General features: G+C 66.5%; 25 protein-coding genes. 11 read left to right on the forward strand and 14 right to left on the reverse strand.

Features of this window, described 5'->3' with window-relative positions:
• Positions 1-164: 164 nt before the first annotated feature.
• The 3 genes from J2T47_RS03095 to J2T47_RS03105 all read left to right on the forward strand — a co-directional run bounded on the left by J2T47_RS03095 (position 165) and on the right by J2T47_RS03105 (position 2,868).
• Positions 165-959, forward strand: coding sequence for a thymidylate synthase (locus J2T47_RS03095; RefSeq protein ID WP_253442292.1), 795 nt, complete (start codon positions 165-167; stop codon positions 957-959).
• Positions 960-1,268: 309 nt separating this feature from the next.
• Positions 1,269-2,426 (forward strand): iron-containing alcohol dehydrogenase, encoded by a 1,158-nt coding sequence (locus J2T47_RS03100; RefSeq protein WP_253442294.1) that lies wholly within the window; start codon positions 1,269-1,271, stop codon positions 2,424-2,426.
• Between the two features lie 7 nt (positions 2,427-2,433).
• Positions 2,434-2,868: an acyl-CoA thioesterase gene (locus J2T47_RS03105; protein ID WP_253442296.1), complete on the forward strand. Its 435-nt coding sequence runs from the start codon at positions 2,434-2,436 to the stop codon at positions 2,866-2,868.
• 18 nt (positions 2,869-2,886) lie between these two features.
• On the opposite strand, the gene J2T47_RS03110 is transcribed toward J2T47_RS03105, so the two are convergent.
• From J2T47_RS03110 to J2T47_RS03135, 6 genes are all read right to left on the reverse strand, one after another.
• Complete coding sequence (locus J2T47_RS03110) at positions 2,887-3,252, reverse strand: hypothetical protein (RefSeq protein WP_253442298.1); 366 nt, start codon at positions 3,250-3,252, stop codon at positions 2,887-2,889.
• 457 nt (positions 3,253-3,709) lie between these two features.
• Positions 3,710-4,147 (reverse strand): glycine zipper domain-containing protein, encoded by a 438-nt coding sequence (locus J2T47_RS03115; protein WP_253442299.1) that lies wholly within the window; start codon positions 4,145-4,147, stop codon positions 3,710-3,712.
• Between the two features lie 120 nt (positions 4,148-4,267).
• A complete protein-coding gene (locus J2T47_RS03120) occupies positions 4,268-4,768 on the reverse strand; it encodes a hypothetical protein (protein WP_253442302.1) in 501 nt (166 codons plus the stop codon).
• Between the two features lie 397 nt (positions 4,769-5,165).
• Positions 5,166-7,487, reverse strand: coding sequence for an FdhF/YdeP family oxidoreductase (locus tag J2T47_RS03125; protein WP_253442304.1), 2,322 nt, complete (start codon positions 7,485-7,487; stop codon positions 5,166-5,168).
• A gap of 29 nt (positions 7,488-7,516) precedes the next feature.
• Entirely contained in the window at positions 7,517-8,353 is an 837-nt protein-coding gene (gene fdhD / locus J2T47_RS03130) for a formate dehydrogenase accessory sulfurtransferase FdhD (protein WP_253442306.1), read from the reverse strand.
• 93 nt (positions 8,354-8,446) lie between these two features.
• Positions 8,447-9,346: a LysR family transcriptional regulator gene (locus J2T47_RS03135; RefSeq protein WP_253442308.1), complete on the reverse strand. Its 900-nt coding sequence runs from the start codon at positions 9,344-9,346 to the stop codon at positions 8,447-8,449.
• Between the two features lie 149 nt (positions 9,347-9,495).
• Here J2T47_RS03135 and lysM point away from each other — a divergent pair, with 149 nt between their 5' ends.
• Entirely contained in the window at positions 9,496-9,933 is a 438-nt protein-coding gene (gene lysM / locus J2T47_RS03140) for a peptidoglycan-binding protein LysM (protein WP_253442310.1), read from the forward strand.
• Positions 9,934-9,984: 51 nt separating this feature from the next.
• Here the strand turns inward: lysM and yrfG are convergent, their stop codons facing one another.
• Positions 9,985-10,647 carry a GMP/IMP nucleotidase gene (yrfG, locus tag J2T47_RS03145; protein WP_253442312.1) on the reverse strand — a complete coding sequence of 221 codons (663 nt, stop codon included), beginning with the start codon at positions 10,645-10,647 and terminating at the stop codon, positions 9,985-9,987.
• Between the two features lie 126 nt (positions 10,648-10,773).
• Between yrfG and nudE the strand changes: the two genes are divergently transcribed.
• The 6 genes from nudE to J2T47_RS03175 all read left to right on the forward strand — a co-directional run bounded on the left by nudE (position 10,774) and on the right by J2T47_RS03175 (position 16,073).
• Positions 10,774-11,340, forward strand: a complete 567-nt coding sequence (gene nudE, locus J2T47_RS03150; protein WP_253442314.1) for an ADP compounds hydrolase NudE — start codon at positions 10,774-10,776, stop codon at positions 11,338-11,340.
• Positions 11,340-12,158: a 3'(2'),5'-bisphosphate nucleotidase CysQ gene (gene cysQ, locus J2T47_RS03155; RefSeq protein ID WP_253442710.1), complete on the forward strand. Its 819-nt coding sequence runs from the start codon at positions 11,340-11,342 to the stop codon at positions 12,156-12,158. Before nudE ends, cysQ begins: the two co-directional genes overlap by 1 nt.
• Positions 12,159-12,257: 99 nt before the next feature.
• On the forward strand, positions 12,258-13,070 hold the full coding sequence (gene mutM, locus J2T47_RS03160; RefSeq protein WP_253442316.1) for a bifunctional DNA-formamidopyrimidine glycosylase/DNA-(apurinic or apyrimidinic site) lyase: 813 nt from the start codon (positions 12,258-12,260) through the stop codon (positions 13,068-13,070).
• 81 nt (positions 13,071-13,151) lie between these two features.
• Entirely contained in the window at positions 13,152-13,730 is a 579-nt protein-coding gene (locus J2T47_RS03165) for a lysophospholipid acyltransferase family protein (protein ID WP_253442317.1), read from the forward strand.
• Positions 13,731-13,813: 83 nt separating this feature from the next.
• Positions 13,814-14,152 (forward strand): hypothetical protein, encoded by a 339-nt coding sequence (locus J2T47_RS03170; protein ID WP_045213063.1) that lies wholly within the window; start codon positions 13,814-13,816, stop codon positions 14,150-14,152.
• Positions 14,153-14,225: 73 nt separating this feature from the next.
• Complete coding sequence (locus J2T47_RS03175) at positions 14,226-16,073, forward strand: Na/Pi cotransporter family protein (RefSeq protein ID WP_253442318.1); 1,848 nt, start codon at positions 14,226-14,228, stop codon at positions 16,071-16,073.
• Here J2T47_RS03175 and ggt read toward each other — a convergent pair whose 3' ends face one another.
• The 6 genes from ggt to J2T47_RS03205 form a co-directional block, all read right to left on the reverse strand.
• Positions 16,074-17,777 carry a gamma-glutamyltransferase gene (gene ggt, locus J2T47_RS03180; RefSeq protein ID WP_253442319.1) on the reverse strand — a complete coding sequence of 568 codons (1,704 nt, stop codon included), beginning with the start codon at positions 17,775-17,777 and terminating at the stop codon, positions 16,074-16,076.
• 123 nt (positions 17,778-17,900) lie between these two features.
• Positions 17,901-18,152 carry a YfhL family 4Fe-4S dicluster ferredoxin gene (locus J2T47_RS03185; RefSeq protein WP_253442320.1) on the reverse strand — a complete coding sequence of 84 codons (252 nt, stop codon included), beginning with the start codon at positions 18,150-18,152 and terminating at the stop codon, positions 17,901-17,903.
• A 133-nt stretch (positions 18,153-18,285) separates the two neighbouring features.
• Entirely contained in the window at positions 18,286-18,765 is a 480-nt protein-coding gene (gene coaD / locus J2T47_RS03190) for a pantetheine-phosphate adenylyltransferase (protein WP_024767001.1), read from the reverse strand.
• A gap of 314 nt (positions 18,766-19,079) precedes the next feature.
• Positions 19,080-20,675, reverse strand: a complete 1,596-nt coding sequence (locus J2T47_RS03195; protein ID WP_253442321.1) for a GMC family oxidoreductase — start codon at positions 20,673-20,675, stop codon at positions 19,080-19,082.
• A gap of 39 nt (positions 20,676-20,714) precedes the next feature.
• Positions 20,715-21,260 (reverse strand): twin-arginine translocation pathway signal protein, encoded by a 546-nt coding sequence (locus tag J2T47_RS03200; protein ID WP_253442322.1) that lies wholly within the window; start codon positions 21,258-21,260, stop codon positions 20,715-20,717.
• A gap of 33 nt (positions 21,261-21,293) precedes the next feature.
• A complete protein-coding gene (locus J2T47_RS03205; RefSeq protein ID WP_253442324.1) occupies positions 21,294-22,724 on the reverse strand; it encodes a coniferyl aldehyde dehydrogenase in 1,431 nt (476 codons plus the stop codon).
• Positions 22,725-22,970: 246 nt separating this feature from the next.
• On the opposite strand from J2T47_RS03205, the gene J2T47_RS03210 reads away from it, so the two are divergent.
• Positions 22,971-23,624 (forward strand): TetR/AcrR family transcriptional regulator, encoded by a 654-nt coding sequence (locus J2T47_RS03210; protein WP_253442326.1) that lies wholly within the window; start codon positions 22,971-22,973, stop codon positions 23,622-23,624.
• Positions 23,625-23,729: 105 nt separating this feature from the next.
• Here J2T47_RS03210 and J2T47_RS03215 read toward each other — a convergent pair whose 3' ends face one another.
• Positions 23,730-24,146 (reverse strand): GNAT family N-acetyltransferase, encoded by a 417-nt coding sequence (locus tag J2T47_RS03215; RefSeq protein ID WP_253442328.1) that lies wholly within the window; start codon positions 24,144-24,146, stop codon positions 23,730-23,732.
• Between the last annotated feature and the right edge of the window lie 8 nt (positions 24,147-24,154).

Raw genomic sequence — 24,154 nt, forward strand, 5'->3', positions numbered from 1 at the left:
CGCCGCTTGAATCGGGTGTTGGTCGGCCAGGCTGGCGATACCTGGCGCAGGCCCTTAGTATTGCCGCTTGTTCAGATTCTGCCGGGCGATCCACTCTGCCGGCGGCCCACCCCGGAGCCGCGCCGCAGAGCCTCACCGACCGGCTTTTGGGTGAAACCGCAGCGATGAAACAGTACCTCGACCTCATGCGCCACGTGCGCGAACACGGCACCTTCAAGAGCGACCGCACCGGCACCGGCACCTACAGCGTGTTCGGCCACCAGATGCGTTTCGACCTCGCCGAAGGCTTCCCGCTGGTGACCACCAAGAAGTGCCACCTCAAATCGATCGTCCATGAGCTGCTGTGGTTCCTCAAAGGTTCGACCAACATTGCCTACCTGAAGGAAAACGGCGTCTCGATCTGGGACGAATGGGCCGACGAGAACGGCGACCTGGGCCCGGTCTACGGCTACCAGTGGCGTTCCTGGCCGGCGCCGGACGGCCGCCATATCGACCAGATCGCCAACCTGATGCAGATGCTGAAGAGCAACCCGGACTCGCGCCGCCTGATCGTCTCCGCGTGGAACCCCGCGCTGATCGACGAAATGGCTCTGCCGCCCTGCCACGCGCTGTTCCAGTTCTATGTGGCCGACGGCAAGCTCAGCTGCCAGCTGTACCAGCGCTCGGCCGACATCTTCCTCGGCGTGCCCTTCAACATCGCCAGCTACGCACTGCTGACCCTGATGGTCGCGCAGGTCGCCGGGCTGCAGCCCGGCGAGTTCATCTGGACCGGCGGCGACTGCCACCTGTACGCCAACCACCTGGAGCAGACCGACCTGCAGCTGACCCGCCAGCCGCTGCCGCTGCCCACCATGAAGATCAACCCCGAGGTGAAGGACCTGTTCGACTTCCGCTTCGAGGACTTCGAGCTGGTCGGCTACGAAGCCCACCCGCACATCAAGGCGCCGGTCGCTGTCTGACCTGCCCTCGTTGAAGAAAAGGCCGGCGCAATGCCGGCCTTTTTCGTTTCCGGGTAACCGATTGCGTAGGAGCGGACTCCGTCCGCGATGTGCAACCGGCTGGCTCGGAGCCGCCGGAAATCGATCGCGGAGGAATCCGCTCCTACGTGGCATGGCACGCCGTGCCTGCCCATTCACTCGGTGAATAACTGTTTCGCCTGGCGGTACGAGGTTTCATGAGGTCGCGTCCCATTGCTATGCTGCCCCGGCTGGCCGCCGAGCAGCGGCCTACGGATTTTCCGCAGTACAACGACAAGATCGGGGACCGTCATGCAGCCTTTCAGCTTCGCCACCACCGCGCAGATCCTCTGCGAAAGTGGTTCCGCCGCCCGCCTGGGTGAGCTCTGCCGCGAGCGCGGCGCCCAGCGCGTGCTCATCGTCACCGACCCCGGCATCACCCGGCTGAACATGCTCGACGGCGTGTTGCCGGGCTTTGCCGCCGCTGGCGTGGCGGTGGAAGTGTTCGACCAGGTGCTGGCCGACCCGCCGGAAAGCATCGTACTGGAAGCCGCTGACCAGGCGCGCCGGATGGCCGCGCAACTGGTGATCGGCTTTGGTGGCGGCAGCTCGATGGACGTCGCCAAGCTGGTTGCACTGCTGGCCCATCCGCTGGCAACCCTGGGTCTGAAGGATGTGTTCGGCGTCGGCAACGCCCGTGGCCCGCGCCTGCCGTTGATCCAGGTGCCGACCACCGCCGGCACCGGCTCCGAGGTAACACCGATTGCCATCGTCACCACCGGCGAGACCACCAAGATGGGCGTGGTCAGCCCGTACCTGCTGCCCGACCTGGCCGTGCTCGACGCCGACCTCACCCTCGGCCTGCCGCCGGCGGTTACTGCCGCCACCGGCATCGACGCCATGGTCCACGCCATCGAGGCGTACACCAGCAAGCTGAAGAAGAACCCGCTGTCCGACCTGCTGGCCCGCGAAGCCCTGCGCCTGCTGGCGCTGAACCTCGACGAGGCGGTGCACAACGGTCGCAACCGCGAGGCGCGCCAGGCCATGCTGCTGGGCGCCTGCCTGGCCGGGCAGGCCTTCGCCAACGCCCCGGTGGCGGCCGTGCATGCGCTGGCCTATCCGCTGGGTGGGCACTTCCACATTCCCCACGGCCTTAGCAACGCGCTGGTGCTGCCCGAGGTGATCCGTTTCAATGCGCCCAGCGCCGGCGCGCTCTATGCCGAGCTGGCGCCGCTGCTGCTGGGCGAGCGCCTGCGCAGCGATGCCGACCGCACCGAGCAGTTCATCGCCGAACTGGCCGATCTCAGCCCGCGCAGCGGCCTGCCAGCACGCCTGCGCGAGGCCGGCGTGCCGGAAGACAGCCTGCCGCGCCTGGCCGCCGATGCGATGTTGCAGCAACGCCTGCTGGTGAATAATCCCCGCGAGGTCAGCGAGAGCGACGCGCTGGCCATCTACCGAGCCGCCTTCTGAGAACCCGATGAGCGAACAGCACCCCAGCCGCGCCGACTACGCGCACTTCCAGCCGATCACCACGCGCTGGCACGACAACGATATCTACGGTCACGTGAACAACGTGACCTACTACGGCTTCTTCGACACCGCCGTGAACACCTACCTGATCGAGCGCGGCGGCCTGGATATCCACGACGGCGACGTGGTGGGCTTCGTGGTCAGCTCCAGCTGTGATTACTTCGCGCCGGTGGCCTTCCCCGAGCGCATCGAGGTCGGCCTGCGGGTCGGCAAGCTGGGCAACAGCTCGGTGCAGTACGAGCTGGCTATCTTCCGCGAAGACGATGACCTGGCCTGCGCGGCGGGCAAGTTCGTCCATGTGTTCGTGGATCGGGCGAGCAACCGGCCGGTGTCGATTCCGGCTCCCTTGCGCGAGGCAATGGAAGTGCTGGTTCGCGCCTGACCTGCAGGGCCGGGCGTCTCACCAGCCCATCGGGTAATGCTCGATCCGGCATGGCCGGCTGTTGCCGTCGCCCTTGCAGATGCCGTCCAGGTACTGGTAGCGCATCCATACCCGTTGCCCGGCTGCAGGCCAGTGCTGGCGCGGGATGCGGCTCTGCCAGTCGGCGCTTTCCGGTTCGAAGGCGATGACCTCGCCCGGGTTCGGGCACTCGGTGCCCGCCGAGCGCGGCTTGGCCGATGCGACCCGGCCTTCCAGTCCGCGCACGGGCAGCTTGAGCGCTCCGGTGATCTCCACTTCCAGCTGGCAGACCTGCCAGTCCCCGGCGTACGTGCTCTGCGCGGTGCTGAGCGTCAGTAGCAGTCCGGCGGCAGCAAGAGCTTTCACGAGTAACTCCTTGTCGGCAGTGATCCCTCCCCGGCAAGCCTATACCAGCCTTGCGGGATGACACGGGGCTTGTCCCAGGGGCGCGTCCGGCCCGATTCCGGCCGCCGGGAGGCAGTTCACCCAGGCGTCGCCACCTCCGTATGGAGAGCGCTGAAGCTGCCGCGCGGTTCCCCGCACTTTTGACGATCCGACACACTTTCCCCGTGCCGCTGCGGAAGGGTGCCCCCCGATAACCCCCGCGTGAAGTCCTGGCACGCAGCGAGAATTGCCCTGTGTCCAGGCAACGCTTGCCTTGTCATACCTCCGACATCTTCGCCCTGGCGAAATCGCTGGCGAATCGAGCGCCGTCCGCCGCCGGAGCTGAGCGCCTTGCTTTCGTGCCTGCCGGCCCGCGCCTGATGGCCGAACCCTGAACGAAAAAGCCCGCCAAAAGGCGGGCTTTTCACACCGGCATCTGTCAGTCGTCGTGATGCTTGTGTTTGTGCTTGTAGTGGCCGTTGCCCTTGTGATGACTCTTGTTGCTGCTGTGGTGGTCATCGTTGTTGTCATCGGCCAGGTGGTTGCCCAGCGCGCCGCCGGCCGCACCACCCAGGCCCGCGCCGATGGCGCCACCGGTGGAACCGCCGACCTTGTTGCCGATGACCGAGCCGCCGGCCGCACCCAGGCCGCCACCGATGGCCGCCTCGGTCTTGTTGCCGTTCTTCGCGCCCATCGCGCCGCCCGCAGCACCGCCTACGCCGGCACCGATGGCCGCGCCGGTGGAGCCGCCCAGGGCGCCGCCGACCACGTTGCCGAGGGCGCCACCGACGCCCCCACCAATGGCGGATTTGGTGTCGTCGGCCACTGCGTGGCTGGCCAGCAGGGCCAGTGCCAGAACCGAAAGAGTCTTACGCATGTTGCGAACCTGAATGTAGGAATTATCGGGAGAATTGTCCCGCACACAAAACAGCCGGGCAATCAGGCCCGGCTGTCAGTCGTCGTTTCCGTGGACTGATCGCGGTTGCTACGCCGCGAATCAATCCCAGTCGCGACGGTGGTGCTTGTGCTTGTACCAGCCACGGTGGCGACCGTTGTCGTGCCAGCGGCGATCGTAGTGACGATGGTCGTCGTAACGGGCGCGACGGTAGCCGCCGTGGTGGTCGTCATCGTCGTCACGGTTATTGTCGGCGTAATGGTTGCCCAGCGCGCCGCCAGCACCGCCACCCAGGGCCGCGCCGATCAGGCCACCGGTGGTGCCGCCCATCTTGTTGCCGATCACCTGGCCGCCAGCTGCGCCCAGGCCGCCGCCGATGGCGGCTTCCGTCTTGTTGCCGTGGCGGGCACCGACCGCGCCACCGGCCGCACCGCCCAGACCACTACCAATGGCGGCGCCGGTGCTGCCACCGACCGACTGGCCGATGACCGAACCCAATACCCCGCCCAGGGCGCCACCGACGCCGGCACGGGTGTCGCCGTCCGCGTAGGCGGTGCCACCGACCAGCGCGAGAGACAACAGGAGCATCGAGGAGTACTTCATAGAGAGGATCTCTCTGTGGGGATGTTGGTGGCGATCCTCGGTTCGTGCGAAGGCTCTGACAAGGGGGTTCCGACGAGTAACACGACTTTCATCAAATATTGCAAGTATTTGATTTATGGTCAGAACTTTTTCGATTTCGGGCGGTCTGAGTGTTATTCTAGGGTTCCATTTGTGAGGTGTTTTTCTCACAAATTGCCATTGAAATGATGGCTTTTCACAGAAGTAGCCCTGGTCCTTCCGAGTTTACCTTTCATCCCTTTCTGATGTGACGCAAATCCAGCGGATTTTTCGCAGGATGGCCTTCTGCTGCGCGCACGAAGTCCCCTTGTAGGAGCGGGCCATGCCCGCGATCGCGCCCATGGGGCGCTCCTGCAAGGAGTATTGAAGCGTCAGGTCGTCAAACGATCCGCAGACTCGGACGCGCCTTCTCGAAGCGGATGGCGACGAACTTCGAGGTCGGCGTATGGCTGCCCACCCCATGGCTGTCCAGCGGCACCAGCGGATTGGTTTCCGGGTAGTAGGCCGCGGCCTGGCCGGTGGGGATGTCATAGGCCAGCAGGGTGAAGCCGCTGACGCGGCGATCCACGCCATCGGACCAGAGCGACACCATGTCCACCTTCTCGCCGGGCTCGAAGCCCAGGCGGCGGATGTCGGCTTCGTTGGCGAACACCACCTCGCGATGGCCGCGCACGCCGCGGTAGCGGTCGTCCAGGCCATAGATGGTGGTGTTGTACTGGTCGTGGGAGCGCAGTGTCTGCAGGATCAGGTGCGGCTCCTGGCCGGTCTCGCGGATCTTCGCGTGGACCAGGTCTGCCGGCAGCGGGTGATGGTGGAAGTTGGCCTTGCCGCTGGCGGTGTTCCAGCGCCGCGAACCGGCCGAGTTGCCCAGGTGGAAGCCGCCGGGATTGGCCACGCGACGGTTGAAGTCGGCGAAGCCGGGAATGGTGTCGGCGATCAGGTCGCGGATGCGGTCGTAGTTGGCGATCATCGCGTCCCAGTCCACCGGGTGGTTGCCCAGGGTGGCCTTGGCGATGCCGGCGATGATGGCGGGCTCGGAACGCATCAGTTTCGACGACGGCTCCAGCTGGCCGAAGGACGCGTGGATCATGCTGAAGGAATCTTCCACGGTCACTGCCTGCGGGCCTTCGGCCTGGCGGTCGATGTCGGTGCGGCCCAGGCACGGCAGGATCAGCGCGTCGCCGCCGACGGTGAGGTGGCTGCGGTTGAGCTTGGTGCTGATCTGCACGGTCAGCGCGCAGCTCTGCAGGGCACTGTGGGTGCGCGGGCTGTCCGGGGTCGCCTGGGCGAAGTTGCCGCCCAGGCCGATGAACACCTTCGACTGGCCATCGAGCATGGCGTTGATCGCCTCGACGGTGTTGTGGCCGTTCTCGCGCGGCACCTTGAACTGGAAGCGGCGCTCGATGGCGTCCAGCAACGCCACCGGCGGACGGTCGTTGATGCCCATGGTGCGGTCGCCCTGCACGTTGCTGTGGCCGCGCACCGGGCACAGGCCGGCGCCGGGGCGGCCGACGTTGCCGCGCAGCAGTTGCAGGCTGACCAGTTCCTGGATGGTCGGTACCGAGTGGTGGTGCTGGGTGATGCCCATGGCCCAGCAGACGATCACGCGCTCGGCGCGGCGGTACATGATCGCGGCCTGCTCGATCTCCTCCAGGCTCAGGCCCGACTGCTGGACGATATGGTCCCAGCTGGTGTCGTCCACGGCGGCGAGGTAGGCGTCGACGCCCTGGGTGTGCTCGGCGATGAAGGCATGGTCGAACACCGCTGGCTCGCCCTTGGCCTGGGCCTCGCGTTCCCATTGCAGGAGGAACTTGGCCATGCCGCGTACGGCGGCCATGTCGCCGCCCAGTGCGGGGCGGAAGAACGCCGTGTTCAGCGGCTCGGAGCCGTTGGTGAGCATCTCCAGCGCATGCTGCGGGTGCTGGAAGCGCTCCAGGCCGCGCTCCTTCAGCGGGTTGAAGGCGACCACCTGGGCGCCGCGCTTCACCGCCTCGCGCAGCGGTTCGAGCATGCGCGGGTGGTTGGTGCCGGGGTTCTGGCCGAAGACGAAGATCGCGTCGGCGTGCTCGAAGTCGTCGAAGGTCACGCTGCCCTTGCCGACGCCGACGCTCTGGCCCAGGGCGACGCCGCTGGCCTCGTGGCACATGTTCGAGCAGTCGGGGAAGTTGTTGGTGCCGAAGGCGCGGACGAACAGCTGATAAAGGTACGCGGCCTCGTTGCTGGCCCGGCCTGAGGTGTAGAACTCGGCCTGGTCGGGGCTTTCCAGGGCATTCAGGTGCCTGGCGATCAGGGCGAAGGCGTCGTCCCAGGCGATCGGCTGATAGCGGTCGGTGGCCGGGTCGTAGCGCATCGGCTCGGTCAGCCGGCCCTGGTATTCGAGCCAGTAGTCGCTCTGCTCGCGCAGCGAGCTGACGCTGTGGCGGGCGAAGAAAGCCGGGTCCACGCGGCGCTTGGTGGCTTCCCAGTTGACCGCCTTGGCGCCGTTCTCGCAGAACTTCACCCGACCGTCTTCGGGCGAATCGCCCCAGGCGCAACCGGGGCAGTCGAAGCCGCCGTTCTGGTTGGTCTTGAGCAGCGCGCGCAGGTTCTTGAACGGCTGCTTGCTGTCGAGCCAGAAGCGCGTGACGCTGATCAGCGCGCCCCAGCCAGCGGCGGCGCCCTTGTAGGGTTGGTAGCGGGGGTTTTCTTGCTGCAGGCTCATGGGGTCTCTTTCTTCGAAGAAGCGGGCGTTCAGGCGGCGGGCGGAGCCGGGCTGTAGATGCGGGGTGCGCTGCGGTGGGGCAGGTGGATGAGGTTCAGGTTGTGCTCGCGCGCCCACTGCACGGTGAGGGCAGTGGGCGCGGAGAGGCTGACCAGGGTCGACAGCCCGCCGCGCACGGCCTTGTGGATAAGTTCCAGGCTGCAGCGGCTGGTGACCACGGCAAAACCGCCGGCAAGCTCCAGGCGCTGGCGCTTGAGCGCGCCGATCAGCTTGTCGAGGGCGTTGTGGCGGCCGATGTCTTCACGGCACAGGCGAATCTCGCCCGCCGCATCGACGAACAGCGCGGCGTGCAGGGCGCCGCTGCGGCGGCCGATCTCCTGCACGGCGTTGACCCGTTCACGCAGGTGGTCGAAGTGCGCGGCGGGCGGCAGCGGTGCCGACGGCAGCACCGGCAGGCCGGGCAGCGCCTGGTCCAGCGCCTCGACACCGCACAGGCCGCAGCCAGTATTGCCGGCCAGTTGCCGGCGCTGGTCCTTGAGGGCCCAGAAGGCGCGGTTGCTGACCTGCAGCTCGGCGGCGATGGCGTCGCCGTGGGGCGTCAGGCGCACGTCATAGATGTCGTCGATGGAATCGATGAGGCCGGCGCCGAGGCTGAAACCGTAGACGAAGTCTTCCAGGTCGTTCGGCGAGACCATCATGACGGCCTGGCTGAGCCCGTTGTAGGCAATCGCCAGGGCGATTTCCCCGGCCAGCACGGCGCGACCGGTGTCGCCCTGCGGGGTGAGTTCGGCGTAGCTGTAGCCGTCGGCAGGCACGACGGCATCCCGGACCGCGGCGCTGGCCGGGCGGGTGATCAGGCAAGGCATGGGCTGAGCCCTGTGGTTCTAGTAATGCGACCAGCCTATGCCGATGCCGGGGCAGCGTCTAATGGCTGCTGTCGATGTTGTGATAGATGCGGTCTATCGGTCGCTTTCGGAGCTGCCCAGCAGAACGGCGGCTTCGCGGAAGCAGGCCTCGGCCAGTGCCGAGCGCGGCTCGCTGCGGCGCAGGATCAGGCCCAGCGGCGATAGCGTGCGCGCGTCCTCTATCGGGGTGAGGACGAAGTGTTCGCCCTGGGCGTCCAGCCCGCTGCCCAGCGGCATGATCGCGCAACACAGCCCGCGTTCCACGGCCTGCACCAGTTGATGCACAGCGTCGGTCTCCAGGCGTGCCCGGGGGGTCAGGCCACGGCTGCGGAAGCCGTGGTCGATGGACTGGCGGAAATGCATGCCGGCCGAGAGCAGGCCCAGCGGCAACTCTGCCAGGGCATCCCAGCTCAGGGTCGGGCTGTCGATCTGGAAGTGCCGGCGGTCATGCAGCAAACCCATGCGCGTGGCGGCCAGTTCGAGGCTGTCGAAATGCTCGCGATCGAGGCGATCCAGGTACGACAGGCCGAGGTCCAGCTGGTTGCGGCCGAGGCCCTCGAGGATGTTTTCCGAACTCAGGGCGAACAGCTGGAAGCGCAGTTCCGGGTGGCGCTGGGCGAACAGCTCGATCAGCCGCATGGGGTCGAACCCCGCCAAAGGCACCAGGCCAAGGCGCAGGGTGCCGACCAGCTGGCCCCGGCACGCGGCCGCTTCGGCGTAGAGCCCGTCGTGGGCCGCCAGCAGGCTGCGGGCCCAGGCCAGTACGCGTTCGCCGGCTTCGGTGAAACCCTCGAAGCGTTGTCCGCGGCGCACCAGTTCCAGGCCCAGCTCTTCCTCCAGGCTGCGCAGGCGCATGGACAGTGTTGGCTGGGTGACATGGCAGCGCGCCGCCGCCTGACCGAAGTGCCGGGTCTCGTCCAGGGCGCAGAGGAATTTCAGCTGCTTGATGTCCATCGGCGGGAAGGCTCCGGGGGCGTTCTGTCGGGTCGAGGCGGGATTAGGACTTTTCCGTCAGGCGCTGCGGAAGTCGCCGTCTAGACTCCAGGGGCGCGCGGTCTGCCCAATGCCGGCCGCCTGTCACTGTAACCGTAGGGAGGTTGGAAATGGGCATTTTTGCGTTCGTGAAGGAAGCCGGCGAGAAGCTGTGGGAAAGCATTGTGGGCCAGGAGGCGCAGGCCGCCGAATCGCTCAAGGACCACATTGCCAAGGTTGGCCTGGGCAACCCGAATATCCAGGTCAGCGTAGAGGGCGACAAGGTGATTGCCACGGGTGAGGTGGCCAGCCAGGAAGAGAAGGAGAAGATCCTGCTCACCCTGGGCAACGTCGCGGGGGTTTCCGGTGTGGAAGACCACATCACCGTCGCCACCCCGGCGCCGGAAGCGCGCTTCGTTACCGTGAAGAAGGGCGACACGCTGAGCGCCATCGCCAAGGCCGAGTACGGCAATGCCAACGCCTACATGAAGATCTTCGAGGCGAACAAGCCGATGCTCAGCCATCCGGACAAGATCTATCCCGGCCAGGTGCTGCGGATTCCGGAATGAAGTCGACGAGCCCGGCCCAGCGCCGGGCTCGCTGTTTCTGGAACCCGGGATTCACAAACCTTCGAGCAGCGCCCGGTAGTTTTCCTGGGCGGCGAATTCCTCGGTGTCCTTGGGCCCCTGACGACTGTCCGGCTGGCGCACCGCCAGCAATTGGGCGACGCCAAAGCTTCGCGCAGCCCGCAGGATCGGCAGGCTGTCGTCGATGAACAGGCTGCGCGCCGGGTCGAAACCGACATCCGCCCGCAGCGCCTGCCAGAACTGCTGGTCTTCCTTGGGGAAACCATAGTCGTGGGAGCTGATCAGCCGGTCGAACCAGGGCGACAGCTCCACCCGCTGCAGCTTCAGCGACAGTGAATCGCGGTGCGCGTTGGTGATCAGCACCGCGCGCTTGCCGTGGCGGCGCAGCCCGGCGAGGAACAGGTCGGCATCCGGACGCAGAGCGATGAGGTCGGCGACCTCGCGCTTGAGGTCGAGGATCGACAGCCTCAGTTCGCGGCTCCAGAAATCCAGGCAGTACCAGTTCAGTTGACCGGCGTTGTCGCGGAACAGCGGCAGCAGCTCGGCGTCGGCCTGGGCGCGGCTGATGCCATGGTGCTCGGCGTAGCGTTGCGGCAGGTGTTCGAGCCAGAAGTGGTTGTCGAAATGCAGATCGAGCAGGGTGCCGTCCATGTCGAGCAGGACGGTGTCGATCTGGTTCCAGGGCAGGCGTGGCATGCTGGGCTTTCGCAAAAGGGTGTCGCAATTGCACCGCCGGCGGACGGAAACGGCGCGATATCTGACACGGAGAATCGGAAAAGGCGGGTTATCATAGCCGACCCGGCCACCCCCAGGAGTCGCCCCATGCGTCAGAAACCCACGGTCCTCGCCCGAGAGATCGTTGCCAGAAGCCGGCTCTTTGCCGTCGAGGAGCTGCAGCTGCGCTTCTCCAATGGCGTCGAGCGCACCTACGAGCGCCTGGTGGGCAAGGGGCAGGGCTACGGCGCGGTGATGGTGATCGCCATGCTCGATGCCGAACACGCCGTGCTGGTCGAGGAATACTGCGCCGGGGTCGACGAATACCAGCTGTCGCTGCCCAAGGGGCTGGTGGAGCCGGGCGAGGACATCCTCGATGCCGCCAACCGCGAGCTGAAGGAAGAGGCCGGCTACGGCGCCCGCCAGCTCGAACACATCACCGAACTGTCGCTGTCCCCCGGCTACATGAGCCAGCGCATCCAGGTGGTGCTCGCCCGCGACCTTTACGAGGAGTCGCTGCCCGGCGACGAGCCCGAGCCGATGGGTGTGGACAAGATCAACCTGCGCGAGCTTTCCAGCCTCGCACAGAATGCCCAGTTCAGCGAAGGACGGGCCCTGGCCGCACTCTATCTGGTGCGTGACCTGCTGACCCAACGAGGAGAATTCCAGCCGTGATGAATGCTTTCCTGCCTGCCGTGATCGACCTGGTGCACAAGGCGGGCGATGTGATCCTGCCGTTCTGGCAGGGCGACCTGGATGTCCAGAGCAAGGCCGACGAGTCGCCGGTGACCGCCGCCGACCTGGCCGCCCACCGCGTACTGGCCGATGGTCTGCGCGCGCTGGCGCCGGACGTGCCGGTGCTCTCCGAGGAAGATTGCAACATCCCCCTGGAGCAGCGTGCACAGTGGACGCGCTGGTGGCTGGTGGATCCGCTGGATGGCACCAAGGAGTTCATCTCCGGCAGTGACGAGTTCACTGTCAACGTTGCCCTGATCGAGCACGGCCGTGTGGTCTTCGGCGTGGTCGGCATCCCTGCCAGCGGCCGTTGCTACTACGGCGGTGCGGGCCTGGGCGCCTGGTGCGAAGACCGTGGCGACGAGCCCGAAGCCATCGAGGTGCGCACCGAGCCGGACGACATCTTCACCGTGGTGGCCAGCAAGCGCCACTCCAGCCCGCAGCAGGAACGCCTGCTGGCCGGCCTGGCGCAGCGCTTCGGCGACCTGAACCTGGCCAGCATCGGCAGCTCGCTGAAGTTCTGTCTGCTCGCCGAAGGCTCGGCGGACTGCTACCCACGCCTGGCGCCGACCAGTCAGTGGGATACCGCGGCGGCACAGGGCGTGCTGGAAGGCGCCGGCGGCGAAGTGCTGGACGTACGCGGCGAGCCCTTCACCTATGAAGCGCGCGAGAGCCTGCTCAACGAGTCCTTCCTGGCGCTGCCCAAGGCGGCACCGTGGCGCGCAGACCTGATCCAGCTGGCGCGCGCGCTGGACTGACCTGCGCTTCATCCGGTAGGCGTACGCCCGGCATTTACTTGCCGGGCGGTTCGCGAGCAAGCTCGCTCCTACGTAAAAGTCCCTCAGATACCGTACTCCATGCCCGAATTACCTGAAGTCGAAACCACCCGCCGGGGCATCGCGCCCCACCTCGAAGGTCAGCGCGTCAGCCGCGTGATCGTCCGCGAGCGGCGCTTGCGCTGGCCGATCCCCGAGGACCTGGACGTTCGCCTGTCCGGGCAGCGCATCGTGAAGGTGGAGCGGCGCGCCAAGTACCTGCTGCTCAATGCCGAGGTGGGGACGCTGATCAGTCACCTGGGCATGTCCGGCAACCTGCGCCTGGTGGAATGCGGCACGCCGGCAGTGCGCCACGAGCATGTGGATATCGAGCTGGAATCGGGAATGGCGTTGCGCTACACCGATCCGCGCCGCTTCGGTGCGTTGCTCTGGAGCCTGACGCCGCTGGAGCACGAACTGCTGCGCCACCTCGGCCCGGAACCGCTGACCGATGCCTTCGAGGGGGAGCGGCTGTTCCAGCTGTCGCGCAATCGCAGCATGGCGGTGAAGCCCTTCATCATGGACAACGCGGTAGTGGTCGGCGTGGGCAATATCTATGCAACCGAGGCGCTGTTCGCCGCCGGCATCGACCCGCGCCGCGAGGCCGGGACCATTTCGCGGGCGCGCTACGTGAAGCTCGCCCAGGAGATCAAGCGCATCCTCGCCATCGCCATCGAGCGCGGCGGCACCACGCTGCGCGACTTCGTCGGCGGCGACGGCCAGCCCGGCTACTTCCAGCAGGAACTCTTCGCCTACGGTCGCGGCGGCGAGCCTTGCAAGGTCTGTGGTTCGACCCTGCGCGAGGTGCGCCTCGGCCAGCGCGCCAGCGTCTACTGTCCGCGCTGCCAACGCTGAGCCCGGCGCCCGCCCTCAAGCTGCGCAGTCCAATCTGCCCATAACAACAATGGCCCCCGCAGAGGGGCCTTCAGGTGATCCATGTCCGGCAATTATCTGCCTCGCAACCCTTTCGCCGAGGCGCTCGGCCACGCCATGCTGCGCCTGCCCGGCTGGCGTATCGAAGGTGCGCTGCCCAAACTCGACAAATTCGTGGTGATCGGCGCGCACCATACGTCCAACTGGGACTTCATCCTGTTCCTGGCGGTCAAGTTCGTGCTGCGCCTGAACGCCCGCTGGTTCGGCAAGCACACAATCTTCCGCGCACCCTTTGGCGGCCTGATGCGCCGCTGGGGCGGCATCCCGATCCAGCGCCACCTCAAGCTGAACACCGTGGATCAGGCGATCCAGGCCTTCGGTGACAACCGCGAGATGATGCTGATCCTCTCCCCGGAGGGCACGCGCAGGAAGGTCGAGCGCTGGAAAATGGGCTTCTACCACATCGCCCGTGGCGCAGGCGTGCCCATCGTGCTGGCGGCGCTGGATTACCCCGGCCGACGCATCGTCATCGGCGAGCCGTTCTGGCCCACCGGCGACGAGTCCGCCGACCTGCGCCGCATGCTGGCCTTCTACCGTCCTTTCGTGCCGAAAAAGCCTGAATACGCATTCTTCGGCGATTGAAGGCTGTCACGCGACAAGTCACGGAGCGCTGTTATAGTTATGGCAGTCTGCCTGCCCAACTACACAAAAAAGGACTTCCCTCCATGAACGTGTTCCGCACCGCCGCCACTGCAATGGCCCTGGTCTGTGCATTCTCGGTGTTGCCGGCCGTTGCTCAGGAAGAAGTGAGCAACGTCAGCGGTGATCCGACCTATGTCGTCTCGGCCCCGCCGTTCTACTCCATGATGGGCGACCTGCTGATCGCGCGCCCGCTGCTGATCGCCGCCACCGTGGTAGGCACCGCTGCCTTCGTGGTGACCCTGCCGTTCAGTGCGGCCGGCGGCAACATCGGCGAAGCGGGCAAGGCGCTGGTCGTCGATCCGGGCAAGGCCGCCTTCGTGCGCTGCCTGGGCTGCACCACCAGCGGCTACAAGAAGGACTGATCCGTCGTCCTGCTCCGGGGTGGCGTGTCCGCCCCGCCAGCCCGGCTTGCCGGGTAAGTCCTGTGGGTAGCCCATGAACCTGAGCGGCCTGAAGAAGCACCTGCGTCCGCTGCTTCTGCTGCTGGTCGCCGTCATCCTGGGCTACACCTTCTGGTCCAGCGCCGGTCTGTTGCAGTTGGGAGCGGGCCTGGCGCTGTTCCTGTTCGGCATGCAGTGCCTCGAAGAGGGCCTGCGCGATCTTGCCGGCAGCCAGCTCGAACGCTGGCTGGAGAAGAGTACCGCCACCCGCGGCAAGAGCCTGCTGTTCGGGCTGTTCGGCACCTTCCTGCTGCAATCCTCGACCCTGGTCTCCCTGCTCACCATCGCCTTCATCAGCACCGGTCTGATCCAGCTGGCCGGTGGCATCGCGATTCTGTTCGGCGCCAACCTCGGCGCGACCAGCGGCATCTGGCTGCTGGCGCTGGCCGGGCAGAACCTCAGCCTGAGCCCCCTGGCGCTGCCGCTGCTGGTATTCGGCGTGCTGATGGGCTTCAACGGCGCCAAGAGCAAGGCCGCCGGACGCATCCTGCTGGGCATCGCCTTCATCTTCCTGGGTATTGACCAGATCAAGGACGGCTTCGGCAGCTTCGGCGACGCCATGGACATGAGCGAGCTGCGCTACGAAGGCATGCTCGGTGCGCTGCTGTTCGTCACCTTTGGCATCCTCATCACCGTGGTGCTGCAGTCCAGTCATGCGACCCTGATGCTGACCCTCGCCGCCCTCGCCGGCGGCCAGCTGGAACTGGGCCAGAGCCTGGCCATCGCCATCGGTTCCAATGTCGGCAGCAGCGTGACCACGGCCTTCGTCGGCTCCCTGGGCGGCAACCGCAGCGGCCAGCGACTGGCCCTGGCGCACGTGCTGTTCAACGTGGTGACCGGGGTGCTGGCGTTCCTCCTGCTCGCACCGCTGACCTGGCTGGTGCACTGGCTGGTGACGCCGGTGGGGCTGGCGGACAACCCGATGATCCAACTGGCGCTGTTCCACACCCTGTTCAACGGCATGGGCGTGGTGCTGTTCTGGCCGATCCAGGGTGCATTGGCCAATGCGCTGGTGCGCTGGCTGCCGGAGGTCGAAGAGCCGGCGGTGCTGATCACCGACATGGCTCCGGCGCTGCCCAGCATCGAACGTACCCATGCGCGCTACCTCAATGAGCGCGCGCTGGACTCCGCCGACGCCGCCGCCAGCGCGGTGTTGCAGGAGCTTCGGCACCTGGGTCGGCTGAGCATCGAGGTGATCTGCCACGCGCTGTACCTGCCGGTGGACATGCTCACCCAGCCGCGGGTCGATGAGAATGAGCTGCGCGCCGCGCCGGATCGCCATGCGCTGGCCGCGGAAGTGCTCTACCAGCGCCATATCAAGGGCGTGTACGGCGACCTGCTGAGCTTCATGAGCCGCCTGGAGGTGCCGCTGGACGAGGAGCACCAGCGTTTCTGGCTGTCCTGCCAGGTGGTGGCGCTGCAACTGGTGGATGCGGTGAAGGACGCCAAGCACCTGCAGAAGAACCTCGGCCAGGCACTGCAAGGCGAGACATCGGCGCTGAGGGAAACCTACGTCGAGCTGCGCCGGCACCTGCTCGCCATGCTGCGCGAGGTGCGCGCGCTGGGCTCGCTGCTGGGCGGCGATCTGCCGGAAGAAGCCCTGGTGGCGCGCCTGCAGCTGCTCGACGAGAGCGCTGCGGAGTTCGACGCGGCGTTCCGCCAGCGGCTGTTCGCCGCTGTGCGCCGGCAGGAGCTGGACGGCCTGCAGATGAGCTCGCTGATGAACGACCTGGGCTACGTCAGCCGGATCATCCAGAGCCTGCGCAACGTGCTGCAACTGGGCACCGAACATGGTCTGTTCGATGCCCGCGAAGAGGACGCTCCAGCCCTCATCCTGCCCTGATCAGCGCAGCGGCGCCGCCAGTTCGGTCGCCAGGCCGATGCCGCGCGGGTCGCTGGCGGACTGCACTTCACCGGACTTCTTGTTCCACAGCAGCACCTGTTGGTTGCCGTAGGCGCGGCCTACGTCCTTGAGGGTGTAGCCACGGCGCTGCAGATCGGCCATGTCGGCGGCGGTGAAGGCGCGCGGTTCATGCTCGATCACGTCGGGCAGGTACTGATGGTGGTAGCGCGGCGTGGACACCCAGCGCTGCACCGGCTTGCCGTCCAGGTAATCGAGCATCGCCAGCAGCACCATGCTGGGAATCCGGCTGCCGCCCGGCGTGCCAAAGGCGGCCAGTTCCGTGGGGCTTTCGATGAAGCTCGGGCTCATGCTCGACAGCGGGCGCTTGCCGGCGGCCACGGCATTGGCCTGGCTGCCGGCCAGTTGGTAGGCATTGGCGCCGCTGACGTCGGTGGCGAAGTCGTCCATCTCGTCGTTGAGCAGCAAGCCGGTGCCGGGAACGGTGAAGGCCGCGCCGAACGGCAGGTTGACCGAGAGCGTGGCGGCCACGGCGTTGCCGTCGGCGTCCATCACCACGAAGTGCGTGGTGTGATCGCCTTCGCGCCAGGCTGGCGCTGGCGGCAGGGCGGAGCTGGGCGTGGCGCGCTGCGGATCGATACCGGCGGCCAGGCGCTTCAGGTAGTCCGGCGCGAGCAGCTGGTTGACCGGGTTGGCGACGCGATCCGGATCGCCCAGCAGGCCACGGTCGCGGTAGGCGCGGCGCAGGACTTCCACCACATAGTGCGCGCGCTGCACCGGCTCGGCCTTCTGCCACGGCAGTTGCTGCAGCATGCCCAGGCTCTGCGCAAGGGCCACACCGCCGGCGGAAGGCGGCGGGGCGCTGATCAATTCACGGCCGTCGGCCAGCGGGTAGCGCAGCGCCTGGCGTTCGACGGTGCGATAGCTGGCCAGGTCTTCCAGGCTCCACACGCCGCCGGCGGCGCGCACACCTTGGACCAGTTTCTCGGCGGTTTCGCCTTCGTAGAAACCGGTGCGGCCGTAGCGCGCCAGCTTCTCCAGGGTGTTGGCCAGCTGCGGCTGGCGCATCAGGCTGTATTCCTCGGGCAGGTTGCCCTGGTCGAGGAAGATGCGTGCGGTCTCGCGGTCCTTGCGCATCGCGTCGAGGCGCCAGGAGGCCCGGTCGATGTAGACGCGGTCGATGGACACGCCGTCGGTGGCCAGGCGGATCGCCGGGACGAGGTTATTGGCCAGGGTCTTGCGGCCGTAGCGGCTGGAGATGTCCGCCAGGGCAGCGGGCAGGCCGGGAATGCCGGCAGCCAGCGGGCCGTTGAGCGAGAGCTGCGGATCGACCTTGCCGTTGCGTTCGTACATCCGCGCGTGGGCGGCCAGCGGGGCGCGCTCGCGGGCGTCGATGAAGTGGTAGGTCGGCGGGCTGCCGGCCTTGCGCAGCAGGAAGAAACCGCCGCCGCCCAGGCCCGAGCCATAGGGCTCGACCACCGCCAGCGCGGCGGCGATGGCCACGGCGGCGTCGAAGGCGTTACCGCCGTCGGCGAGGGTTTCCAGGCCGGCCACGGTCGCCGATGGGTGCGCCGTGGCGACGCTGGCCTGGGCCGGATGTTCCGCGGCCTGCACGGCGAAGCTCAGCAGCAGGAGGCTGCAGAAGCCGAGCAGGGAGGCGCGGGAGCGGGAGTTCAACAGGGACATGGCATCTCACGAACCGCCGGCAGGGCCGGCTGGAAAACCAAACGGGGCGAAGGTGGAGGATAGACAATCCACAACGCCCCGGGTTTGTGAGAACTCAATGAAAAAGTGTCGAAACGCGCGAAGTCAGGCTTTTCCGGTGAGCTTCTTGTACTTTTCCATCAGCTGATCCTTGTTCTCGACGTTGTTTTCGTCGAGGGGGATGCAGTCGACCGGGCAGACCTGCTGGCACTGCGGCTCGTCGTAGTGACCGACGCACTCGGTGCACAGGTTCGGGTCGATGACGTAGATCTCCTCGCCCTGGGAGATCGCGGCGTTGGGGCACTCGGGTTCGCAGACGTCGCAGTTGATGCAATCGTCAGTGATTATCAGGGACATCGAACAACTCCAACCATGACGGCAGCCATGGTGATCGGTAGCAACAATGGTGAAATTGTGCCGTATCGGCGCGCGGAGTGCACGCGAACCGGGAGTCAGCAGACGCAAACCGCCATCCTTGGCGGCTCGGCGGTCAGCGCTTGAAGCGCTCGGCCAGGGCGCTGGCCACCGCGGGATGGACGAACTTGGTGATGTCGCCGCCCAGCGCTGCGATCTCGCGCACCAGGGTGGAGGAGATGAAGGAGTACTTCTCCGACGGCGTCAGGAACATGCTTTCCAGGTCGGGGGCGAGCTGGCGGTTCATGTTGGCCAGCTGGAACTCGTACTCGAAGTCCGACACCGCGCGCAGGCCGCGCAGCAGGATGTTGGCGTTCTGTTCCTTGGCGAAATGGGCGAGCAGCGTCGAGAAACCGACGACTTCCACGTTGGGCAGGTGCGAGGTGACCTGGCGGGCCAGTTCTACGCGCTGTTCCAGCGGGAACAGGGGATTCTTCTTGGGGCTGGCGGCGACGGCAATGATCACCTGGTCGAACAGTCGCGAGGCGCGTTCGACCAGATCGGCATGGCCTTTGGTGATGGGGTCGAAGGTACCCGGGTACAACACTCGATTCATCGCGGCGTCCTGGTCGGCTCTTGTTGGCAGGCTGGTGCAATAGCGGGCGGATGGTAACGCAGCATGTCCGTGGGGCCAAGCGACCTTGGTAGTGCTTCCGTAAACGGACTACCTGATTTTTCCGCTGCGGGACCGGTGAGTCACGCGCAGGCCCCGTGCCAGAGGCTGCGCGTGCGTTTTTTCCTGGTCCGGCTCTGTTCCGTAGGGCGAATAACCCGGATCGGGTTATTCGCCGGCCAACCTGCGGCGGATAACGCTGGCGCGTTATGTGCCCTGCGGCAGCGCGGGAGTCGGCATGGGCGCCCGGGTGCGTGTCAGGCCTTGCCCAGGCGCTTGGCCAGGGCGTCGGCCAGTTGCGCGGTGAGGCCGTAGACCGAGAGCTGCGGGTTGGCGCCGATGCTGGTGGGGAACAGCGAGCCGTCGTGGATCGACAGGTTTTCCAACTGGTGGTGACGGCCGAGGCTGTCGCACACCGACTGCTTCGCATCCTCCCCCATGGCGCAGCCGCCCATCACGTGGGCGCTGCCCAGGCGGGTGCGGTAGAGCTCCAGGCTCAGGCTGTCGATCAGCGCATGGGCCTCCTTGGCGCTCTTCACATAGTCGGCATCGGCATGCAGCGGCAGCACAGCCTTGGCGCCGGCAGCGAACTGGATGTCGGCCATGGTGTGGAAGGCGCGGCGGATGCCGTCCCAGGTGTAGTCGGTCATCTGGTAGTCGAGCACCGGGGTATCGTCGCCGCGCAGGCTGACCGAGCCCACCGCGCTGTCCGGGTGGAAGCCGTCGCGCATCAGCGCCAGGATCACGTTGGTGTGCGGCAGCTGTTCCATGCGCAGCGCGTTGTCCTCGCCGAAACGGCCGAGCAGGGTGGCGCTGAGCGCCGGCTGCAGCGGCGGGACTTCGAGCTTGTAGGACATGCGCCCGGCGGCGCCATCGTCCCACTGGAAGTGGTCGGAATAGATCGACTGCGGCGCGCCGTAGAAGGGGTTGATGACCTCGTCGAACAGGGCGGCGCTGAAGTTCACCGTGTGCAGGAAGGTGCGCTGGCCGACGCGGCCGTTCGGGTCCGGCGCCTTGGAGCGCAGGAGGATCGCCGGGGTGTTGATGCCGCCCCCGGAGAGCACGTAGTGGCGCGCCTTGATGGTGATCTTGCGGCCGGTGGGGGCGACGCAGCGCTCGTCCATGGCCGAGCATTCCAGGCCGGTCACCTTGCTGCCGTCGTGCAGCAGGCGGTCGGCGCGGGCCAGGTACAGCAGCTCGCCGCCCTTTTCCAGGGTCGCCGGGATGGTGGTCACCAGCATCGACTGTTTGGCGTTGGTCGGGCAGCCCATCCCGCAGTAGCCGATGTTCCAGCAGCCACGCACGTTGCGCGGGATGACTTTCCAGTGCAGGCCGAGCTTCTCGCAGCCGTTGCGGATCACGTCGTTGTTGGCATTCGGCGGCATCGCCCAGGGCGCGACGCCCAGGCGCTGTTCCATCTTCTCGAACCAGGGCGCCATCTCGGCGACGCTGTGGCCCTTCACGCCGTGTTCCTTGGCCCAGTGTTCCAGGGTCGGCTCGGGGGTGCGGAAGCTGGAGGTCCAGTTGACCAGGGTGGTGCCGCCCACGGCGCGGCCCTGGAGGATGGTGATGGCGCCATCCTTGCTCATGCGGCCGATGCCTTCCTGGTACAGGCTGGGGTAGGCCTCGGCTTCCTGCATCTTGAAGTCGGTGCTGGTCTTGAGCGGGCCTTCTTCCACCAGCAGCACCTTGTAGCCGGCGGCGCTGAGGGTTTCAGCGGTGGTACCGCCGCCAGCGCCGGTGCCGACGATGACGACATCGGCTTCCAGGGTCAGGTCCTTGTCCAGGCGCGAGCCGTTGTGGACTTTCCAGCCGCGGGCCAGGCCCTCGGCGAACAGATCGGGTACAGGCATCGGGAGTCTCTCAGGCGAATTCTTGTTGTTCTGGCGACATCAGATCTTCGGCGGGCCGGGGTAGCCGCAGTGCCCCCAGGATTCCGTGCGGCCGTACCAGGCCATCATCACCAGTTGCAGCAGCGAGCTGTGGCCCATCTTCAGCAGCGAGATGGAGCTGTTCTGCCAGCGCTGCAGGAAGTTCTTCACGTCGGCTGCGCTGGCGTTGTCCCAGCTGCCCCAGACGCCGGTGAGCGGCCCGCGGGTGATCGGCAGGGCGAGCACGTCGAACAGCTGCACGGTGAGCTTGAGCATCTCCGGGGAGAGGTGGTTGAGGCTGCTGTCCAGGCTCTGGATGGTGCCCTTGACGGCCTCGGCCATGCCTTCGGCGGTCACGGCGCCCGCCAGCATCACCGGGATCAGCGCACGTAGGAAGGGCATGTCGGAGTCGCGCAGCACGGCGAAGCCATTGGCCGGAGTGCTGGCCGAGCAACCGCTGAGGCTGGCGGTAACGCCCGCCGTAGCGAGGAAGGCGCCGCCCAGCAGGCCGATCTTGAGCACGCCGCGCCGGGAGAGTCCCGGCGCGCTCAGGGAGGTGTCTGTCATTCTTGTTTTGTCACCTGTGATGGATGGGGGCGGTCAGCGGATGAACAGTTTGTAGACCAGTTTCTGCAGCGACTTGCCGTAGGGCGGGTAGATCACCCGGGCGGCGTTGAAGCGCGGCTTGCTGAACACGCCCTTGGCCTTGGAGAAGGTCAGGAAGCCTTCGTGGCCGTGGTAGTGGCCCATGCCGGAAGGGCCGACACCGCCGAACGGCATGTCGTCCTGGGCAACGTGTAGCAGGGTGTCGTTCAGGCACACGCCACCCGAATGGGTCTGGGCCAGCACGTGGTCCTGCTCGCGCTTGTCGTAGCCGAAGTAGTACAGCGCCAGCGGGCGGTCGCGCTCGTTGATGTAGCTGAGCGCCTGGTCGAGGTTCTGGTAGGGGATCACCGGCAGCAGCGGGCCGAAGATCTCTTCCTGCATGATCTTCATCTCGTCGGTCACGTTCAGCACCAGCGCCTGGGGCAGGCGGCGGCCCTGGGCCTGCGGGAACAGCGGCACGATGGTGGCGCCGCGCGCCTTGGCATCGGCGAGGTAGCCGTTCAGGCGCGAGAGCTGGCGCTCGTTGATGATCGCGGTGTAGTCGGGGTTGTTCTCCAGTTTCGGGAAGAAGCCCTGGACCACCTGGCGGTAGCTCTCGACGAACTCGTCGACGCGGTTCTGCGGCACCAGCACATAGTCCGGCGCGACGCAGGTCTGGCCGGCATTGAGCGACTTGCCGAAGGCGATGCGCTCGGCGGCATCCTTCATCGGCACGCTCGCGGAAACGATGGCCGGCGACTTGCCGCCCAGCTCCAGGGTGACCGGGGTGAGGTTCTCGGCGGCGGCGCGCATCACGTGCTTGCCGACGCTGGTGGCGCCGGTGAACAGCAGGTGGTCGAAGGGCAGCTTGGAGAAGGCCACACCGACGTCGACTTCACCCTGCACCACGGCGACCAGGTCCTCGGGGAAGATCTTGCCCAGCAGCTCTTTCAGCACCCGTGCGGATTCCGGGGTGGACTCGCTCATCTTGATCATTACCCGGTTGCCGGCGGCCAGCGCCCCGGTCAGTGGGCCGATGGCGAGGAACAGCGGGTAGTTCCACGGCACGATCACGCCGACCACGCCCAGCGGCTGGTAGATGACCTTGGCCGAGGCCGGCATGAACTGCATGCCGACACTGCGGCGCGACGGCTTCATCCACTTCTTCACACGCTTGGTCGCGTAGTGCACGCCGTGCAGGCTGGGCATCACTTCGGCGAGCAGGGTCTCGTCGGCGGAGCGGTTGCTGAAGTCGCTGCTGATCGCGTCGATGATCGCCTTCTGCTCGGTCACCAGCAGGTTGGCGAGGCTCTTCAGCCACTGGATGCGCTGGCCGGCCTCGGGCAGCGGGTTGGCGCGGTACGCCTGGCGCTGGCGTTCGAGAAGGGTTTCCAGCTGACTGATCTGCTGCTGGGTCTGCTGCAGGTAGGCGATATCGGCAACCATGACGGGCTCCTGACGGAAGCTTGGTGGGGAAGCTCTCGGTTAGTTCGCACGCGAGTACCGGACGCTTCACGATTTTTATGCTGTCGCTGGTTTTTTAGAGCAATTGCTCTAGAGTGTCAATCAGCATGCCGTTTTCGCACCGCTTGGCCCAGCCAACGAAAAGTTGGGCGGGGCCGCCAGTTGTGTCAGGTGGTAGCAATCGGTGTACCTTTGCGTCCGCGCAATCCGTTTCGATGAGTTTTGGCAATGGCACCACGCATCAACACCCGTGACCGCATCGCTCAGGCCAGCCTGGAACTGTTCAACGCCCAGGGTGAGCGCAGCGTCACCACCAACCACATCGCCGCGCACCTGGGCATCTCGCCGGGCAATCTGTACTACCACTACCGCAACAAGCAGGTGATCATCGCCCAGCTGTTCGCCGAGTACGAAAGCCACGTCGACCAGTTCCTGCACCTGCCCGAGGGCCGCGCACTGACGGTGGAGGACAAGACCTTCTACCTCGAAGCGCTGCTCGCCGCGATGTGGCACTACCGCTTCCTGCACCGTGACCTGGAACATCTGCTGGACTCCGACCCGGAGCTGGCCGCCGGCTACCGCGCCTTCGCCCGCCGCGCCATGGACAATGCCAAGGCGATCTACCGGGGTTTCGCCGACGCCGGCATCCTGCAGATGGACGAACCGCAGCTCGAGGCCCTGACGCTCAACGCCTGGATCATCCTCACCTCCTGGGTGCGCTACCTGTGCACCACCCGTGAAGTGGCCGGCGACCTCAGCGAAGCGCTGATGCGCCGTGGCATCTACCAGGTACTGGCACTGGAAAGCGGGCACATCGCCCCGCCATTCCGCGCGGCGGTGGCAGCGGTGTTCGACCGCTTGTACGTACCGTTGGAAGGCTGATCTTCAGACGGCGGATAACCGTGAACGGTTATCCGCACTACGCCCAACCTTTGCGTAGGGCGCATAACGCGCCAGCGTTATCCGCCGACCGCTCTGCCCAGGACGTCACGCATCCGCCTGGCGCGGCCCCGGCACCCGTGGTCGGCGCAGGGCGATGCCGTGGCGCAGAAAGAACTCCTCCACGCCCTCGGTGGCATCGGTGTAGAGCGTGCGGTTCGGGTGGTCGGTGAGGAAGCGCGCCATCAGCGCCAGGCCAATCCCGCGGGACTGGAAGCCCGGCAGCACGGCGATTTCCGCCAGCCAGGTGGTCTGCGCCGTTTCGCTTTCGGCACGCAGCAGGCCGAGCACCTGCTCGCCGTCCACAGCCAGCAGGAAGTAGCTGGAGAATTCGTAAAGATCGCGCAGCTCCGCGGTGGTGCCGGGCGAGCCCCAGCCCACGGCGCGGTACAGCGCGGCGATGCCGGCGCAGTGGGCATCGCTCAGAGGTTCGTTGTGCAGAATCGTCAGCGGCGTGTCGTGCATGGCGGCGC

The organism is Pseudomonas nitroreducens (assembly GCF_024170165.1).
Taxonomy (GTDB): Bacteria; Pseudomonadota; Gammaproteobacteria; order Pseudomonadales; family Pseudomonadaceae; genus Pseudomonas; species Pseudomonas nitroreducens_C.